Origin of the sequence: Pseudosulfitobacter pseudonitzschiae, from assembly GCF_900129395.1 — a bacterium.
In the GTDB taxonomy this organism is placed as follows: Bacteria; Pseudomonadota; Alphaproteobacteria; order Rhodobacterales; family Rhodobacteraceae; genus Pseudosulfitobacter; species Pseudosulfitobacter pseudonitzschiae.
Map to the genome: position 1 here is coordinate 685356 of NZ_FQVP01000002.1, position 17439 is coordinate 702794.

The following is a 17439-nucleotide window of genomic DNA, read 5'->3' on the forward strand; positions in this document are numbered from 1 at the left end:
GGCCAACAGGGACGCAGTGGATGACGATTACGAAACAAGACGAACTTGACGGTCTGAAAGTCATCGGGCGGATCGTGGCAGATACGATGCAGACGATGGCAAGGGCGCTTGAGCCGGGGATGACCACGCGCGAGCTGGACGAGATCGGGCGCGCGTTTGTTGAGCGTGCCGAAGCGGTTTCGGCGCCTCAGGCGTGTTATGATTTCCCCGGAACCACCTGTATCAGCGTGAACGAGGAAATCGCCCACGGTATCCCCTCCGAACGCATTATCGCGGCGGGTGATCTGGTCAACATCGATGTGTCGGCTTCAAAAAACGGATTTTTCGCGGACACCGGCGCCAGCTTTCAGGTGCCGCCTGTGACCAAGGCCGTCACGCGCCTGTGCCGCGATGGCCGACGTGCCATGCAGATCGGGATTGTGCAGGTGGGCAGCAACAGGCCGCTTGCAGGCATCGGGAACGCCATCGGACGGTTTGCATCCGCGCGGGGCTATACGCTGATCCGCAACCTTGCCAGCCACGGCGTGGGCCGTTCCCTGCACGAATACCCCGAAGAGATTGCCACATGGCCCAACCGCCATGACAAGCGGCGCATCAACAAGGGGCTGGTCCTGACGATTGAGCCGTTCCTGTCAAAAGGCGGGCAGTGGGCGGATGACGGCGAGGACGGCTGGACGCTTTACAGTGAACCCCGTGCCCCGGTGGTACAGTACGAGCATACGGTTGTTGCCACGGACCGTGGCCCGATCATCGTGACCCTGCCAAGCGCATAGGCGAACGGGCCGCTGGGCTGGCCCGTGAAAAGCCGCGTCGGCTGAAATTCCGGGGCTGCCTCTTCCCCTTTTCATTCCGACGCCCTTGCGCCAGATTGCCCGCGAACCCGCCACCCATTCAAAAGGCAGCAGCTCATGCCCGCGCTTAAACCCACGTCCTTTTCTGCCCGCATCACATGGTTGGGCCGCAACACCAACCCTGACGACAGCAGCGTTTCAGGCGCCTTGCGGTCCGAGCCGCTGGAAACGGTGACCGTCACGCTGGAAGGGGTCGAGGGCGAGGTGCACAGCGGCTTTTCCCGCCCCTCCTGCAGCCGCGTGACGTCGCAGCACCCCAAGGGCACCCAGATTGGCAACGCGCGACAGCTGACGATCCTGTCGGCCGAGGAACTGGCCGAGATCGCGCAAAAGATGGGTGTCGATGCGCTGGACCCCGCGTTGCTGGGGGCGTCAATGATTGTCGAGGGCATCCCCGATTTCACCCACATCCCCCCATCGTCGCGCCTGCAAGGGCCCAGCGGGGCGACCTTGGTGGTGGATATGGAAAACCGTCCCTGCGTCTTGCCGGGCCGCGAGATCGAGGCCGAGATGCCGGGGCTGGGCAAATCCTTCAAGCCGGCCGCGAACAAGCGCCGCGGGGTGACGGCCTGGGTCGAACGTGCGGGGCACTTCTCGATCGGGGATGTGCTGGTGCTGCATATTCCCGATCAACGCGTCTGGAACCACCTGGCAGAGGCGCGCCGGTAGTCCTGCGGTTTCCAAAACGAAACGATTGCAGCCTTCTGGACGGTGCAGAGGCGCAAAATGTCGGAAATGCCCTGCCTTTTGGGCTGGACCGACCTGTATTCATAAGGGCACACCCACGTCACGGGCGTGCCGGTGAGGAGACGTTGATGGCTTACAAAACCGACATTCAGATCGCACGCGAAGCGAACAAGCTGAAGATCCAGGAGATCGGGGCAAAGCTGGGTATTCCCGAGGATGATCTGCTGCCTTATGGCCATGACAAGGCCAAGGTCAGCCAAAGCTTTATCAACGGTGTTCAGGACCGGGACAACGGCAAGTTGATCCTGGTGACGGCGATCAACCCCACCCCCGCGGGCGAGGGCAAGACCACGACAACCGTGGGGCTGGGTGACGGGCTGAACCGTATCGGCAAAAAGGCTGCTATCTGTATCCGCGAGGCGTCGCTGGGCCCGAACTTTGGCATGAAAGGCGGGGCTGCGGGGGGCGGCCATGCCCAGATCGTGCCGATGGAAGACATGAACCTGCACTTTACAGGTGATTTCCATGCGATCACCAGCGCGCACGCGCTGCTGTCTGCGATGATCGACAATCACATCTATTGGGGCAATGAATTGGACATTGACCAGCGCCGCATTGTGTGGCGGCGGGTGGTCGATATGAACGACCGCGCCCTGCGCCAGGTCAACGTGAGCCTGGGCGGCGTTTCCAACGGGTTCCCGCGCGAGGATGGCTTTGACATCACGGTCGCGTCCGAGGTGATGGCGATCCTGTGCCTGTCGAACGACCTGAGCGACCTGCAAAAACGTCTGGGGGACATGATCGTGGCCTATCGCCGCGACCGTACGCCGGTGTTCGCACGCGACCTGAAGGCGGATGGCGCCATGACCGTGCTGCTGAAGGATGCAATGCAGCCCAACCTTGTGCAGACCCTGGAGAACAACCCGGCCTTTGTGCATGGCGGCCCTTTTGCCAACATCGCCCACGGATGCAATTCGGTCATCGCCACAAAGACGGCGCTGAAACTGGCCGATTACGTGGTCACCGAAGCAGGCTTTGGCGCCGATCTGGGGGCCGAGAAATTCATGAACATCAAGTGCCGCAAGGCGGGGCTGGCCCCTGCGGTTGTGGTTTGTGTTGCCACGGTGCGGGCGATGAAGATGAACGGTGGCGTGGCCAAGGCCGATCTGGGCACCGAGAATGTCGAGGCGGTACGACAGGGCTGTCCCAATCTGGGACGGCACATCGAGAACCTGAAATCCTTTGGTGTGCCGGTGGTGGTGGCGATCAACCATTTCCTCACCGACACGGATGCCGAGGTGCAGGCGATCAAGGATTTTGTCGCCAGCATGGGTGCAGAAGCCATCCTGTCACGGCATTGGGAGTTGGGCAGCGAAGGGTCCGAGGCGCTGGCCACCCGCGTGGCCGAAATTGCGGATGCGGACACGGCGAACTTTGCCCCGATCTATCCCGATGACATGCCGCTGGCCGACAAGATCCAGACGATATGCCAGAAAATCTATCGCGCGGACGCTGCGACAATGGATGACAAGATTCTGAAACAGCTCCGGGACTGGGAAGAACAGGGCTATGGGGATCTGCCGGTCTGTATGGCAAAGACCCAATATTCCTTTTCGACCGATCCCACCCAGCGCGGCGCGCCCACGGGGCACAGGGTGCCGGTGCGCGAGGTGCGGCTGAGTGCGGGGGCGGGGTTCGTGGTCGCGGTCTGCGGTGAGATCATGACCATGCCGGGACTGCCCCGTCACCCCTCAGCAGAGACGATCAAGTTAAATGCGGACGGCCAGATCGAAGGGCTGTTCTAAACTCAACAGGCCGGACCTCGGGGGGCATCGACCCCCCGCTCGGTCCGGTCGCAGCCTTGCGGCGGCTCCGGCTTCCGGCAGGGCATTTTTGAACCAGAGAAAAGGACGTTCAAATGTCGGCGACTGTGATAGATGGCAAGGCCTTTGCAGCCAAGGTGCGGGGACAGGTGGCGACCCATGTGACGGCGCTGAAAAACGACCACGGGATTACGCCTGGGCTGGCGGTGGTGCTGGTGGGCGAAGATCCGGCAAGCCAGGTTTACGTGCGCTCCAAGGGCAAGATGACCGTGGAAGTCGGCATGAAAAGCGTCGAGCACAAGCTGGATGCGGACACATCCGAGGCGGATCTTCTGGCGTTGATACAAAAGCTGAACGATGACGCACAGATCCATGGAATCCTTGTGCAATTGCCGCTTCCTGATCATCTGGACGAGGATCTGGTGATCAACAGCATCGATCCGGCCAAGGATGTGGATGGATTCCATATCTCGAACGTGGGCCTGTTGGGCACGGGGCAGGACAGCATGGTGCCGTGCACGCCGCTGGGCTGTCTGATGATGCTGCGCGACCACCACGGATCGCTGTCGGGTATGGACGCGGTGGTGATCGGGCGCAGCAACATTGTCGGCAAGCCGATGGCGCAATTGCTGCTGGGTGACAGCTGCACCGTGACGATTGCCCATTCGCGGACCAAGGACCTGGCCGAGGTCGTGCGCCGCGCCGATATCGTGGTGGCCGCTGTGGGCCGCCCGCAGATGGTGCCGGGAGACTGGATCAAGCCCGGGGCCACTGTCATCGACGTGGGCATCAACCGGATTGACAAACCCGAGGGTGGCACACGTTTGGTGGGCGATGTGGATTACGAAAGCTGCGCCGCTGTTGCGGGGGCGATCACGCCGGTTCCGGGCGGGGTGGGGCCGATGACCATTGCCTGTCTGCTGGCCAATACGGTCACCGCGTGCTGCCGCGCCAATGGGCTTCCGGCACCCGAGGGGCTGACGGCCTGAGGTGTTTGGAGGAGGGGAGATCCTTGATTTCTCCCCCTATGGTTGTTTTGCGTTGAAGTTTGCCGTGGTTGCGGTCAGTTAGCCGACAATTCGCTGAATTGATTTGCCGAATGTTTCGGACGGTTGCCTTGTGGCTTTTGATTTTCCTTTGATGCGCAAGGCAGCGCTTCGCCTGGCGGCTTCCGAATTGGGCCTTTACGCTGCGATTGTCGTTGTATTGATGATCGTAGCGGCCTTTTCCGGGCCTTTTGGCACCTATTTCCATGGGCCGTTCCTGATGCGGTTGCTGTATTGGGCGGTGGGAATCGGAGGCGGGATCGCCGTGGCGCGCACCGTGCGCGGCGTTTTCGCGCGCTGGCCGGGGGCGCTGTCCTATCCCCTGCGCGAACCGCTGATCTTGCTGGCGGTGACTGCGATCTACACACCGCTCTTGCAGCTTTGGACCGTGTTCCTGTTCGAAGCACGTACCTTCGAGACAGTTTCCTTCTGGCAGTTGGCGGCAAAGGTTCTGGCCGTCTGCATCATGGTCAGCGTGATGCGGTTCCTTGTGTCTGAACTGATCAAACATATGCCCGCTAAACCGATGCACCGCACCGACAGGGCGCGGTTGTTGCGCCGGTTGCCGGATGATGCGGATCAAACGGTCTTGCGGCTGTCAGCAGAGGGTCACATCGTGCATGTCGTGATGGCACAGGCGCGATACGCGCTGCGGATGCGGTTTAGTGATGCGGTCAATGAAATGGACGCTGCCGACGGGTTCTGCACCCATCGGTCGCATTGGGTGGCGCGGGTGGCCATTGCCGGAACCAAGACCTGTAACGGGCGGCCCGTGCTGGTTCTGAGCAATGGCGACGAGGTGCCGGTCAGCCGCAAATACCAGCCGGAGCTTGAGGCAGAAGGAATTTTATAGGCGCGGCATCGGAACCTGTACGGGCACAGGTCCGGTCAGGACCGCCTTGGCATCGGGCTGCATGAGCTGTGCCAGAACACCGTCATTGCTGCGCAAACCGCCGGTGTAAGTGCCGTAGGCAGGCAAGATCAGCCGGTCGTCATCCAACAGGAACGCGGGCCGCGTGATGCGGCTTGCGCGTGTGGGCAGCGTGACCTTGGGGTGGTAATGCCCGGAAATTTCACCGCTTGCGTCGGAAGTGGCGATATGGCGGAAGGTCAGTGGCGGCAGGGCCAGCTCTGCCAGATGGGTGCCACCCAGATCGATCGGGCCGGGATCGTGGTTGCCCTCGATCCAGACCCATGTGCGCCCTGCTTGCAGACGCGTGATCCACAAACGATCCTCTTCGGGCAGCGACCGGGCGGCTTGCAGGTCGTCAAAGCTGTCACCCAGGCACACGACGGTGCGTGCCTGTGTGTGGTCCAGATCGGCGGCCAGGCGGGTGAGCGTGTCGCGGGTCTCGTACGGGGGCAGGCCGGGGCCGCCACGGCGCGCCATGCGCTCGGATTTGCACAGGTGCAGGTCGGATACGCACAGCAGGCTGTGCGCAGGCCACCACAACGCGCCCGAGCCGAGAGCGGTGAGGCGGGCGCCGTGGAGGGTGATGTCGCATCCGTTCATGATTTGTTCATAACGGTTGCGATAGCGGTGCGAAAGCCGGAATTTGGGGCGCGACCGCCGGGGTTTTGGGGGTCAAAAGAAGGATCAGGGTTTCAGGCCCGCTGTTGCCATCAGGCGGGCCGCCTCTTCGGCCAACAGGCGCTCTTCGGCCATTCCCTTGACCGGAACGCGGCCCACTTCCAGCATCAGGGGGGCGGCCAGTGGCGTCAGGCGGTCGAGGGTGATCAGGTCGATGCGGGACCCGATGCGTGCAGCCATGTCCTCGATGCGGCCAAAATCGACAAGGCCGCGCATGGCCTCTTCGCGGGTGATGTCCAGCATCAGGTGGTCCGGGTCGTATTTGGCCAGCGTGTCATAGAGGATGTCCGACGAGAACGTCGCCTGACGGCCCGATTTGCGGGCTGTGGGCGTGTTGCGGTCGATCAGCCCCGCGATGGTGGCCGAGGCGCGAAAGGTGCGTTTCATCACGGCGTTGCCCGCCAACCAGCGGTCCAGACCGTCACGCAGCGCGTCGATGTCGAACAGGGGCGCGGGATCGGTGATCGGTTCCAGACCCCAGATCAGCGTGGCGTAGTCGGTGGCGAGAAACCCCAGCGGATCAAGGCCCAGCTCTTCCATCCGTTTGGTCAGCAGCAAGCCCAGCGTCTGCATCGCGTTGCGCCCGGCAAAGCCGTAGACGGCGTGGTGGGTGCGCCCATCATGGGGAAAGCATTCGATCAGCAGGCGGCCCGGCTCCGGCAAACGGCTGACACGGCGCTGCAGGGCCAGCCAGTCGGCGGTGTGGCGGGGCAGCTCGGGCCAGGTCTCTTGCTGGAACAGGCGCAGGATGCGCTGGCTGAGCTGGGTGGAGGTTGCGAATTTGGTGCCCATGAAGGTGGCGATTTTCGGCTTTTTCGCGGCGTCGCGGGTCACTTGGACGGTCATTTCGCGCAAGGAATCATAGCGCACGATCTGCCCGCCGATCAGGAAGGTGTCGCCGGGGGTCAGGCTGGCGGCAAAGCCTTCTTCTATCTCGCCCAGGGGTTTGCCGCCCCGGGCGTTTTTCATCCGCACCTTGAGCGTGTCGGTGTCCTGAATGGTGCCGATGTTCATGCGGATGCGCCTGTCGCCGCGCGGGTCGCGCAAGGCCCATGTGCCGTCGGGGGCCTGCTTCAGTCGCTGCCATTGATCATAACGGCGCAAGGCGTAACCACCGGTGGCCACGAAATCCAGGCAGGCGTCAAAGTCGGCGCGGGCCAATGCGCTGTAGGCGCCGACGGTGGTGACCTCGGCATAAAGCGCATCTGCATCGAACGGACCGGCAGCGGCGGTGATCAGGATGTGTTGGCACAGCACGTCGCGCGGGCCGGGGCCGCGTGGGTCGCCGTCCAGTTCACCGGCCAGCGCAGCCTCGATGGCGGCCACGCATTCGACGACCTCGAAGCGGTTGGCGGGGACCAGCCGGGCCTTGGACGGGGCGTTATAGCGGTGATTGGCGCGTCCGATCCGCTGGACCAGACGTTTGACGTTTTTCGGCGCGCCGATCTGGATGATCAGGTCCACATCGCCCCAGTCGATGCCCAGATCCAGCGTGCCCGTGCAGACGATGGCACGCAACTGGCCTGCGACCATGGCCGCTTCGACCTTTTGCCGCTGGGCGCGGTCCAGTGATCCGTGGTGGATGCCGATGGGCAGGGCGTCGTCATTGGCCAGCCAAAGGTTGTGAAAAAAGATCTCGGCCTGCGCGCGGGTGTTGTGAAAGATCAGCGTCGTCTTGTGCTGGCGGACCTGCTCCAGCACCGCCGGAATTGCGTATTTGGCGCCGCCGCCGGACCATGGCGGGGCCGCGTCGGTCGTCAGCATGGCGATGTCTGGGGCAGGGCCGGGGTCGGCCATCAGGATCTCGCAGGGGTCGGGGTGGCGGGCCAGACCGTGGGCGATGGCGGCGGGGTCCTCGACGGTGGCGGACAGTCCGACGCGGCGCAGGTCGGGACAGAGCGTTTGCAGCCGCCCCAGCGCCAGCATCAACTGGTCGCCACGCTTGCTTTCGGCCAATGCGTGGATTTCATCGATGATGACCCGTTTCAGGCCTTTGAAGATATGCGGCGCGTCGGGGTAGCTGGTCAGCAACGCCAGTGATTCCGGCGTGGTCAGCAGGATGTGCGGCGGGTCGGCGCGCTGGCGGCGTTTGCGGGTGGCGGGGGTGTCACCGGTGCGATCCTCGATGCGGATCGGCAGGTCCATCTCGGTCACGGGGGTGGTCAGGTTGCGCTTGATATCCGCGGCAAGCGCCTTGAGCGGAGAGACATAGAGCGTGTGCAGGCCCGCGTGGGGCTGGCTGGCCAGATCGACCAGAGTGGGCAGGAACCCCGCCAGCGTCTTGCCGCCGCCCGTGGGCGCGATCAGCAACAGCGCAGGCGCATCGGCGCGGTCCAGCATCGCCTGCTGGTGCGGGTGGATGTGCCAGCCTTTGGCTGCGAACCAGTCGGCAAATCGGGGGGGCAGTGTGGTCATGCGCCACAGTGTAGCGCGGGCGTGGAGAGGGGCCAGCGCAATTGGGGGCTCTGCCCCCGGCCTTTGGCCTCCCCCGGAGTTTTACAGGCAAGATGAAGGGCTATTTTACGATCACTTCATCCTTGACGAACATGTTGGCCCAGGCGCGGTCGACCAGCTGCGGCGACATCTTGTAGGGGATTCCCTCAAAGTCGCAGATGGCGATCATCTGGTCGATCAGGAAGACCGGCTGATAGTTGGCGTAGATGTTGTTGATGGTCGGGTATTTCACCTTGAGCAGGTGCACCAGCGAGGGTTCGTCCAGCGCCATCTTTTTCTTGCGGGCGACCATGGCAAAGATTTTCAGGAAGTTGGCCTGGTTGGGTCCGTCAATCTTGATCTTGAAGAAGATGCGGCGCAGGGCGGCCTGATCGAAAATCTCGTTCGGGTGGAAGTTGGTCGAGAAGATCACCAGCGTGTCGAAGGGCACCTCGAATTTTTCACCCGATTGCAGTGCAAGGATGTCCTTGCTTTCTTCCAGCGGGACGATCCAGCGGTTCACGAGGGCCTGAGGCGGTTCGGTCTGTCGGCCAAGGTCGTCGACGATGAAAATGCCGCCGGTCGATTTCAGTTGCAGCGGCGCCTGATAGGTGCGGGCCACGGGGTTATAGACCAGATCGAGCATGTTCAACGACAGCTCGCCGCCGGTGATGACCGTGGGACGTTCACAGCGGACATAGCGGCGGTCATAGCGCGTGACACGGCGCAAGGCGTTGGGGTCATCGGCCTCTTCCGGGGCGATGACATGCACGATCGGGTCATAGACGGTGATGACCTGGCCCGCATATTCGATGGCGCGCGGCACATAGACGTGATCGCCCAATGCGTCGCGGATGCCGTTCGAGATCGAGGATTTGCCGTTGCCGGGAGGGCCGTACATCAGGATCGAGCGGCCCGCGCTGACGGCGGGGCCGAGATGGTCCAGCAGGCTGTCGGGCAGCACGAGGTGCCCCATGGCGTTGGTCAGTTGTTCGCGGCTGATCATGATGTTGCGGATCGACTGGCGTTCGACCTGTTCGCGGTAGACATCCAGTGGCACCGGCATCGCGCCGAAATATTCCGACTGGGCCAGCGCATCAAGCGCGCGCGCCTTGCCGTTGTCGGTCAGCTGATATCCCATTTCGCTGCCGTTGTTGGCGTTCAGCGTGCCGGTCGCCTCGATCAGGCGCTGGTCGCGGCCCATGTCGATCAGCTCTTGCACGACAGGGACGGGCAGGCACAGGGCGGGCGCCAGATCGGTGATCATGTCCAGGTTCTTGCGGAACATAGTCTTGATCAGGATGTCGCGCATCATGACGACGGGCAGTTTCATCTCTTCCAGCCGCTTGGGGGCGGGCGGGGCCATCACGGATGTCTGTTGCATGGTCATGGGGCGAAGCCTGTAGGTTATCTGCGTGAGACGTGCTTTAGCGGGAATTTGGGCCGATAATGTGGCGAATTGTTTAAGAGTTGGACAATGCGGCCTTAGCTGCCAAAGATCGCGCCGAAGATCAGGTAAAAGGCCAGCGTGCCGCCAAGCGCAAAGCCCATTGGAAACTTCTTGCCCTGGTTCCAGCTGGTCCAATGCGGCACCAGCTGTTGCAGGCGGCTGTGTTTGACCATGCGGTGCGTGGCATAGGCGGCCAGCAGGGTTGCCGCATAGAGGGCTATGACAAATTGCACATCGCCCATCGCAATGAAGGGGGCGGCTGCGGCGATGAACTTGGAATCGCCGGCCCCCATGACGCCGGCCGCGTTCAGGGCAATCGTGACCACGAGAACGATGGCCAGCTGGGCCAGCCGCCACAGGTATTGATCAAGGGGCAGGGCCACCAGCCCGACCACGACGAACACTGCGGCCAATGCGATAACCGCCTGGTTCGTAATGCGCATTTCCCGCATGTCGGTGAAAGCCACATAAAGACACAGCGGCAGCACGAAAGGCAGGAACCAGCAGGCGGACCAGGCAGAGATCGCCATCGGGCTTATCCGTTGGAGACGTTGTTTTCCAACGCCTGCAAGGATCTCACGGCCGCTTCAAAGTGCTGCGGATGGGTTTCGATGGCGTCACGCAGCAGGCCCTTGCCGGTTTCCACGTCGCCTTGCTTGATCGCGGAGAGCGCCAGCGTGTGCAGAAGTTGCGCGCGCTCGATCTGGTCCATGGGGATGACGGGCAGGGTGTAATCGCGCTGTGCGCCCCGGGCCAGGATCATGTTGTTCTTGGCGGTGAACAGCGTCTGGTCCTGGCGGATCGCTTCACCGAACAGCCGTTCGGCGCCTGTATAGTCGCCGCGTGTCAGCTTGGAATAGCCCCAGTTGTTCATGACACCCGCAGGCTGTGTGGTCAGGCCGACGGCGATTTCATAAAAACTGTCGGCTTTTTTCCATTCCTGATTGCTGTCGGCCACCATCGCCTCGAGCCGGTAGCGTTTGAATGTCTCGTGGGTGGGGGGCACGCCGTCCAGTACCTTTTCAGCCTGTGCCCAGTCCCCGGACCGGATCAGCGCATCGGCGTAATCGACCTGATCGTCTGCTGTGGCGCCGTCCATCTTGACGACCTTGCCATAGGCTGCGGCGGCTTCGGTGGTGCGTTTTGCGCGCACCAGGGAGCTGGCAAGCCCGCGTTGCAGGTCGATGCGGCTGGGGTCACTTGCCGAGGTGCGTTGGAAATAGGCCACCGCTTCGTTCGGGTCGGCCACGGTCAGCATCACGTCGTTCAGGTTGCTTTCGTCAACGACGTTCACATCCTGAAACGCACGTTTCACCGCCGCATCGCCGCTTTTCTTTTCACATGCGGACAGAACCATAGCGCCTGCGATGCAGGCGGAAAAAAGAATGGGGTGGCGCATTTATTGCGTCCTTTACTGCTGCCTCGGTCATGATGCTGGCCGGATCAGGTAATCACTGCTGCCGCGCCGCACCAATTTGTAATTGTTATTTTCAGCGTCCACCGTAACAGAATTTTCCGTTTTTGCGAGTGCTAAGCGCAGATTATCCCGGATGAGTGTGCTTTCTCCGTCATCCAGCGCGTAGGCCTTGCGGAAAATCTGCTCGGCCTCGACTGTTTTGCCGCGTTCCATCAGCACGACGCCCAGATTGTTGTAAATCTCGGGCCAGGCGTCCTGTTCCGCAGCAGCCCGGCGCAGCAGGGTTTCGGCCTGTCCCAGACGGCCCAACCCCAGGTTGGCGGTGCCCAGTCCCGACAGGATTTCCGCATCCATGCCCTGATCCAGAGCGGCACGGGTAAAAGCCTTGATCGCCAGTTCATATTCTCCGGCTGCGATCAGACGGTGGCCCACGTCGACGCCATTGACCGCCTCTTTGCGGGTGTCGATGCCGGGGGCATAGATGCCATCCTGAGACGACGAAAGGCCGCCCGATGAACAGGCGGCCAATCCGAAAGCCAAGAGAGCAGCAAGCGGAGCCGCTTTGGTGGCTGATGTCATAGGGTTATCTGCTCATATTGCCCAATTGGGTGATGCCATGCACCGAAGGACCAACCAGGATGATCAGCAGCGGCGGCACCGTGAGCATCATTGTGGCAAGGGTCATCTTTGTTGGCAACTTGTTTGCGGCCTCTTCGGCACGCATCACGCGTTTGTCACGCATTTCCCCCGCATAGACCCGCAGCGCCTCGGCGATAGAGGTGCCGAAGCTGGCCGATTGCACCAGCACGGTGGTAAAGCTGGACACATCCTGCACGCCGCAGCGTTCGCCCATGTCGTTCAGGACGGCTTCCTTGTCCTTGCCTGCCTTCATCTCGTAGGCGACGATGTCGAATTCGTCGGCCAGCGCAGGGTACGAGGCGCGCAATTCGCGGGCCACACGCACGATGGATTGGTCCAGCGATTGCCCGGCCTCGACACAGACCAGCATCATGTCCAGTGCATCGGGAAACCCACGGGTGATTTCTTCCTTGCGGGCCTCGACACGGCGGGTGATCCAGTATTGCGGCAGGAAGTACCCGATGCCGCCCGGTCCCAAAGTCCACATGGCCATCTTGTTGGTGGTCATTTCGACGCCTGCGTTCAGGACGTTCACATAGACCACGCCAATGATCAGCCCGGCGATGCCAAGTGCAAACTGTGCAAAGTGAAAGATACGCACCGCGTCGCGTGACTGATAACCCGCCTGCGTCAGCATCAACTGGCGTTTGCTCAGCTCGGCCACGTCCTTGGGTTCCAGAAAGCCGGCAAAGCGGTCAAGCTGTTCGTTGTGGCCGACCTGGCGCAGCTTTTCGCGCGGGGCATTCCCACCTGGTGTCTGAACCTGTCGCTTGAGCTTGTCCATCGGGTCTTCGGGCTGGCGCAGCATCATCACCACGGTGCCAGCGACCAGCATCAGGCCCAGAACACCGGCGATGATGATCGGCCCCAATGGTCCCAGAACATCGGTGATCATCGTTTGGATTTGCGTAAAGGTATCCAACAGTTCGCTCCCTTATACCTTGATGTCGGTCAAGGCGCGCATGACCAGAAGGTTGAGACCCAGAAAAATCGCCACGACAAAACAGGCGGGGATGAAATATGGGTGGTCGCGCACTTCGTCGTAGTAGTGCGGATCGCCCAGGTTGATCACGACCAGCGCCAGCAGCGGGAAGGCGGAGAGGAATTTGCCCGACCATTTCGCCTCGGCGGTGATCGCCTTGACCCGCCGGAACAGACGGAAACGGGCGCGGATCACCTGTGCCAGACCGGCGAGGATCTCGGCGAGGTTACCACCCGATTGTTGCTGGATGGTCACCGCGACGGCGAGAAAGCGCAAATCCTGCATGTCCAGGCGTTCCGCCATGTCCTTGAGCGCCTCGCCGACGTCGCGGCCATAGGCGCTTTCGTCCGCGATCACCCCGAATTCCGACGCAAGCGGGTCCTTGACCTCTTTCGACACGATCTGGATGGCGGATACGAACGGGTGTCCCACGCGCAAGGACCGCACCATAAGTTCGACCGCGTCGGGCAGTTGCTCTTCGATCATGCCAAGCCGTTTGTTGGCCTTGGACGATACCCAGAAATAGACCGCGCCGACGCCGATGACGATCGACAGCACGATGCGCACGGGCGGTTCGGTTTCGGTGCCGATGGTCAGGCCCATGAAAGCCACGACGGCAAGGCCCACCATCACCCCGATCAACTGTTTGGGGGTAAAGGCGATCGCCGCCTTCTGCGCCTTTTCCGCCAGAAGCGAATACAGCGGGATCGACTTGGCGTTCATGTGCTGCTGCATTTCCTTGCGCAGCTGGTCCAGCACTTCTTCGCGGCGACCGCCCTTGTTCAGCATGTCAAGGCGGCGGTTCACGCGCGAGTTCAGCGAAATCGACTTGCCGAAGGCGACAAGGTAAAGCCCCTCGACCAGCACAAGGACGCCGATAAAGATCAAGCCGTAGATAATGGGTTCTGCGCTCATGGCGTCGTTCCTTATTGAGCTGCGATGGGTTCGTAGATGGACGAAGGCAGGTCATAGCCCCACATCCGGAAGCGTTCGGCATAATGCGAACGCACGCCTGTCGCGGTGAAATGGCCGATGATCTTGTTCTGGGGTGTCAGGCCGACGCGCTGATAGCGAAAGATTTCCTGCATCGAGATCACGTCACCTTCCATGCCGGTGATCTCGGTGATCGAGGTCATGCGACGCGAGCCGTCCTGCAAGCGCGAGGCCTGCACGATCAGATTTACAGCCGATGAAATCTGGCTGCGGACGGCTTTCAGTGGCATTTCGATGCCTGCCATCGCGATCATGTTTTCCAGACGGCTCACACCGTCGCGCGCGCTGTTTGCGTGGATCGTGGTCATGGACCCGTCGTGGCCGGTGTTCATGGCCTGCAACATGTCGATGACCTCTTCGCCGCGCGTCTCGCCGACGATGATGCGGTCGGGACGCATCCGCAGGGCGTTCTTCAGGCAGTCGCGGGGGGAGACTTCGCCCTTGCCCTCGACGTTGGGCGGGCGGCTTTCCATCCGGCCCACGTGGGTCTGTTGCAGCTGAAGTTCCGCCGTGTCCTCGATTGTCAGGATACGTTCGGAGTTGTCGATGAAAGAAGACAGCGCGTTCAGCGTGGTGGTTTTACCCGAACCCGTACCACCCGAGACAATGATGTTCAGACGCGTCGCCACGGCGGCTTGCAGATATGCAGCCATTTCCTCGGTGAAGGCACCAAAATTTACCAGATCGTCGATGCCCAGCTTGTCTTTTTTGAACTTTCGGATCGACACCAGGCTGCCGTCCACCGCGATGGGGGGCACCATGGCGTTGAAGCGCGAGCCATCTTTTAGGCGGGCGTCAACGTAAGGGTTGCTTTCATCGACGCGGCGGCCGACGGCAGACACGATCTTGTCGATGATGCGCAGCAGGTGGCGCTCGTCCTTGAAGGTGACGTCCGTCAGTTCCAGTTTGCCGTCGCGTTCGACGAAAATCTGTTGCGGGCCGTTGACCAGGATATCGTTGACGGTGTCGTCCTTCAGCAACGTTTCCAGCGGGCCAAGACCTTTGACCTCGTCATAGAGCTCCTGCGCAAGGGTTTGCCGTTCGTCGCGGTTCAGTACGATGCTGCGTTCTTGCAGGAATTCGGCAGCAATGGCCCCGATTTCATGGCGCAGATCCTGTTCGGACGCGGTTTCCAAGGCGGCCAGGTTCAGGCTGTCCAGAAGGGCGCGGTGCACTTCCAGCTTGATCTCGCCCATACGTTCCTTGCGCTTGCGTTCCTTTTCAACCGGGGCAACGGTCGCAGCCACCATGTTGACGCGACGGGCCACGCGGGTTGGATCCGGTTTGATCGAAGGTTTCGGGGTTTGCATGACCTTCGCCGCCGGAGCCACCTTGGGTTCAGGCACGGCGGGCGCTGTTGGCGCGGCTTTTTTATATTTGGAAAACATGGGCTTCCCCCGGTTGCAGATCAGGCCGCCTTGGCTTGGTCGGATTTTGTTTCATGAATGGACGCTGCCAGTTTGGCGATTTCGCGGCGCAGCGGGTTTTTCGGTGCGGAGGCAGCCAGAGGCAGGCCGTGGTCGGCACCTTGGGTGATCGGTTTGCCGCCATCGGGCAGCGACACTTCGATCGCCACCTCAAGGCTTTCAGCCATGCGTTTCACGCGCCCCTTGCCGCTGATGTCGGTGAATTTCGGCGCGCGGTTCAGCACATAGCGCAGCTTTTCCGTGGGCAGTTCTTCGGACATCAACGCACGTTTAAAGCGCAACGTGTTTTGCGCCGATCGCATGTCCTGCTCAAGCGTGACGAAATAGATGTGCGCCGCGTGCAAGACGGTTTCAGTCCATTGCACCAGCGTCGAAGGCATATCGACGACAACATAGTCGAAATGGCTGCGTGCCATTTCGATCACGCGGCTGATGTCTTCGGGGGTGACCAGGTCCAGCGGCAGCATGTCGGCGGGTGCCGTCAGCACGTGCAGCTTTTCGTTGAAGGTCAGCAACGACTGGCCAAAGGTTTCGTCGTCCATGTTTTCGGTGTCTGACATCATTTCATAGACCGCCTCGCGACGGGCCAGGTCCAGATAGGTCGACACCGACCCGAATTGCAGGTCAAGATCTAGCAGGCAGACGCTCGGCGCCGTTTCGCCCTTTTTGTTCAGGATCGCCAGTTCCCAAGCCAGGTTGGTCGCCAGCGTCGTGGCGCCGGTCCCGCCGGCAATGCCGTGCACCACGATCACCGCGCCATCCTTGCTGGTACCGGCGCGCAGGGCAGGGGCGTTCGATTCGATTTTTTCCGGCTCAGAAGGCGCTTGAATGCGTTGGATGGCCAGCTTCAACTCGCCCTCGGGCAGCGGGTAGGGGATGAACTCGTCCGCACCCTGACGCAGCAGCGAATGCAGCGAAGCGGGCGTGACATCCTCGGCGATCAGGATCACCTTGATCTTGCGCGCCTTGGCCTGCGTGATCACTTCGCTCATGAGAACAAGGTCTTCTTCGTCCTCCTGATCCATCGCCAGGGCGATGAACTCCAGCGCCTCGGCTTCGGGTTGGCCAAAGAACGCCAATGCCTCGACAAAACCCAGATCACCCCAAGCCTCGCCCAGAGTGGTTTCCATATCCTCGATCAGCAGGTCGAAATTCTGCACGTCGCGGCTGACGGTGCAGGCGACGATCGGGGCGGTTTCCGGTTGTGGCATGACGCTGCTCATTACCTATCTTCCTCGTTTCAAAGGGTAGGCAGGTAAAGCCGGGGCGTTGTCTTTGGCCCGTATCTATCCCACCGTGCCTGAGTCGGGTGCAATGCACCGAACACAGTTGTCCCACTGAGGGTAAATTCGCAGCTAATCTGGGCAGGAATGGGGCCAAATCGGCCCAATTGTTAGGAATCGCGGAACGATACGCGCAGCTTGCGCTTATTGTTCAGCTCGCAAATCGGAACCTCTGATGCCTTCCAGTTGGCTGGGTGGCACAGCGGATGCGATGTATTCGCGATAGATGACTTCGGCATATTTGCCGTCCAGAACCTGAGGATGCCCCGCTACGAAACCGGACACTTCGGTCACGGTGCGACGGTTGCGGCGTTCGCGGCCCTGGGTCACGATCAGCGGCTGGGTCTCGCCAAAGGAGGCGACCGCTTCGAGACGCGACCGGGAGATGCCAAGGGAGGTCAGGTAATGCACGACCGAGTTTGCGCGGGCCAGCCCCAGACGGCGGTTATAGGCCGCCGAACCGACGGCATCGGTGTGCCCGTAGACGCGGAACCGGATTTCCGGAAACTGCCGAATCCAGTCCGCCTGTTGCCGCAGAATGGCCTGCGCGGTGCCGTCCAGTTGTGCGCTGTTGAACGCAAAGGTCACGGTCGATGTGATCTCGGTCGCAAAGCGATTGGCCAGATCGATGGTGTACTGGCGTTCGCCGTTCATGACCTGAATGTTGTTGTTTGTCGCGGCCCCGAAAGAACCGTCGTTCACGGTTGATCCCGCTTCGCGGTAAAACTGCGTATAGACAGGGTCCGTCGAGGTGCAAGCGGCGAGGGCGGCCACCAAGGCCAGAGCTGAAACGGTTTGATTTTTCATGATATTCTGG

Annotated in this window: 16 protein-coding genes; 5 read left to right on the forward strand and 11 right to left on the reverse strand. The window is 61.5% G+C overall.

What is annotated here, in order from left to right; translation table 11 throughout:
* Nucleotides 1–20 precede the first annotated feature (20 nt).
* The 5 genes from map (at nt 21) to BUC08_RS07630 (ending at nt 5260) form a co-directional block, all read left to right on the forward strand.
* Nucleotides 21–773, forward strand: a complete 753-nt coding sequence (gene map / locus BUC08_RS07610) for a type I methionyl aminopeptidase (protein ID WP_037925457.1) — start codon at nt 21–23, stop codon at nt 771–773.
* A gap of 135 nt (nt 774–908) precedes the next feature.
* On the forward strand, nt 909–1520 hold the full coding sequence (locus tag BUC08_RS07615; RefSeq protein WP_037925459.1) for an MOSC domain-containing protein: 612 nt from the start codon (nt 909–911) through the stop codon (nt 1518–1520).
* A gap of 146 nt (nt 1521–1666) precedes the next feature.
* Nucleotides 1667–3343 carry a formate--tetrahydrofolate ligase gene (locus BUC08_RS07620; protein ID WP_037925461.1) on the forward strand — a complete coding sequence of 559 codons (1677 nt, stop codon included), beginning with the start codon at nt 1667–1669 and terminating at the stop codon, nt 3341–3343.
* 113 nt (nt 3344–3456) lie between these two features.
* Nucleotides 3457–4350 (forward strand): bifunctional methylenetetrahydrofolate dehydrogenase/methenyltetrahydrofolate cyclohydrolase FolD, encoded by an 894-nt coding sequence (folD, locus tag BUC08_RS07625; RefSeq protein ID WP_037925464.1) that lies wholly within the window; start codon nt 3457–3459, stop codon nt 4348–4350.
* Between the two features lie 151 nt (nt 4351–4501).
* Complete coding sequence (locus BUC08_RS07630; RefSeq protein ID WP_143186694.1) at nt 4502–5260, forward strand: LytTR family DNA-binding domain-containing protein; 759 nt, start codon at nt 4502–4504, stop codon at nt 5258–5260.
* On the opposite strand, the gene pdeM is transcribed toward BUC08_RS07630, so the two are convergent.
* From pdeM to BUC08_RS07685, 11 genes are all read right to left on the reverse strand, one after another.
* Nucleotides 5255–5920, reverse strand: a complete 666-nt coding sequence (gene pdeM, locus BUC08_RS07635) for a ligase-associated DNA damage response endonuclease PdeM (RefSeq protein WP_037925466.1) — start codon at nt 5918–5920, stop codon at nt 5255–5257. The two genes, BUC08_RS07630 and pdeM, sit on opposite strands and share 6 nt — an antisense overlap.
* An 84-nt stretch (nt 5921–6004) precedes the next feature.
* A complete protein-coding gene (locus tag BUC08_RS07640; protein ID WP_037925468.1) occupies nt 6005–8413 on the reverse strand; it encodes a ligase-associated DNA damage response DEXH box helicase in 2409 nt (802 codons plus the stop codon).
* Between the two features lie 100 nt (nt 8414–8513).
* Nucleotides 8514–9821 (reverse strand): P-loop NTPase family protein, encoded by a 1308-nt coding sequence (locus BUC08_RS07645; RefSeq protein WP_037925470.1) that lies wholly within the window; start codon nt 9819–9821, stop codon nt 8514–8516.
* A gap of 95 nt (nt 9822–9916) precedes the next feature.
* Nucleotides 9917–10411, reverse strand: a complete 495-nt coding sequence (locus tag BUC08_RS07650; protein WP_037925472.1) for a prepilin peptidase — start codon at nt 10409–10411, stop codon at nt 9917–9919.
* Nucleotides 10412–10416: 5 nt separating this feature from the next.
* Nucleotides 10417–11280 carry a tetratricopeptide repeat protein gene (locus BUC08_RS07655; protein ID WP_037925474.1) on the reverse strand — a complete coding sequence of 288 codons (864 nt, stop codon included), beginning with the start codon at nt 11278–11280 and terminating at the stop codon, nt 10417–10419.
* A gap of 27 nt (nt 11281–11307) precedes the next feature.
* The gene (locus BUC08_RS07660; RefSeq protein ID WP_051694233.1) at nt 11308–11877 is read right to left on the reverse strand and encodes a tetratricopeptide repeat protein; all 570 of its coding nucleotides are present in this window, start codon (nt 11875–11877) and stop codon (nt 11308–11310) included.
* Between the two features lie 4 nt (nt 11878–11881).
* Nucleotides 11882–12859 (reverse strand): type II secretion system F family protein, encoded by a 978-nt coding sequence (locus BUC08_RS07665; protein ID WP_037925478.1) that lies wholly within the window; start codon nt 12857–12859, stop codon nt 11882–11884.
* Nucleotides 12860–12871: 12 nt separating this feature from the next.
* Nucleotides 12872–13834 (reverse strand): type II secretion system F family protein, encoded by a 963-nt coding sequence (locus tag BUC08_RS07670; RefSeq protein ID WP_037925480.1) that lies wholly within the window; start codon nt 13832–13834, stop codon nt 12872–12874.
* Between the two features lie 11 nt (nt 13835–13845).
* Nucleotides 13846–15300: a CpaF family protein gene (locus tag BUC08_RS07675; protein ID WP_037925482.1), complete on the reverse strand. Its 1455-nt coding sequence runs from the start codon at nt 15298–15300 to the stop codon at nt 13846–13848.
* Nucleotides 15301–15320: 20 nt separating this feature from the next.
* Complete coding sequence (locus BUC08_RS07680; protein ID WP_037925484.1) at nt 15321–16562, reverse strand: AAA family ATPase; 1242 nt, start codon at nt 16560–16562, stop codon at nt 15321–15323.
* A 204-nt stretch (nt 16563–16766) separates the two neighbouring features.
* Nucleotides 16767–17429, reverse strand: a complete 663-nt coding sequence (locus tag BUC08_RS07685) for an OmpA family protein (RefSeq protein WP_081855364.1) — start codon at nt 17427–17429, stop codon at nt 16767–16769.
* Nucleotides 17430–17439 lie beyond the last annotated feature (10 nt).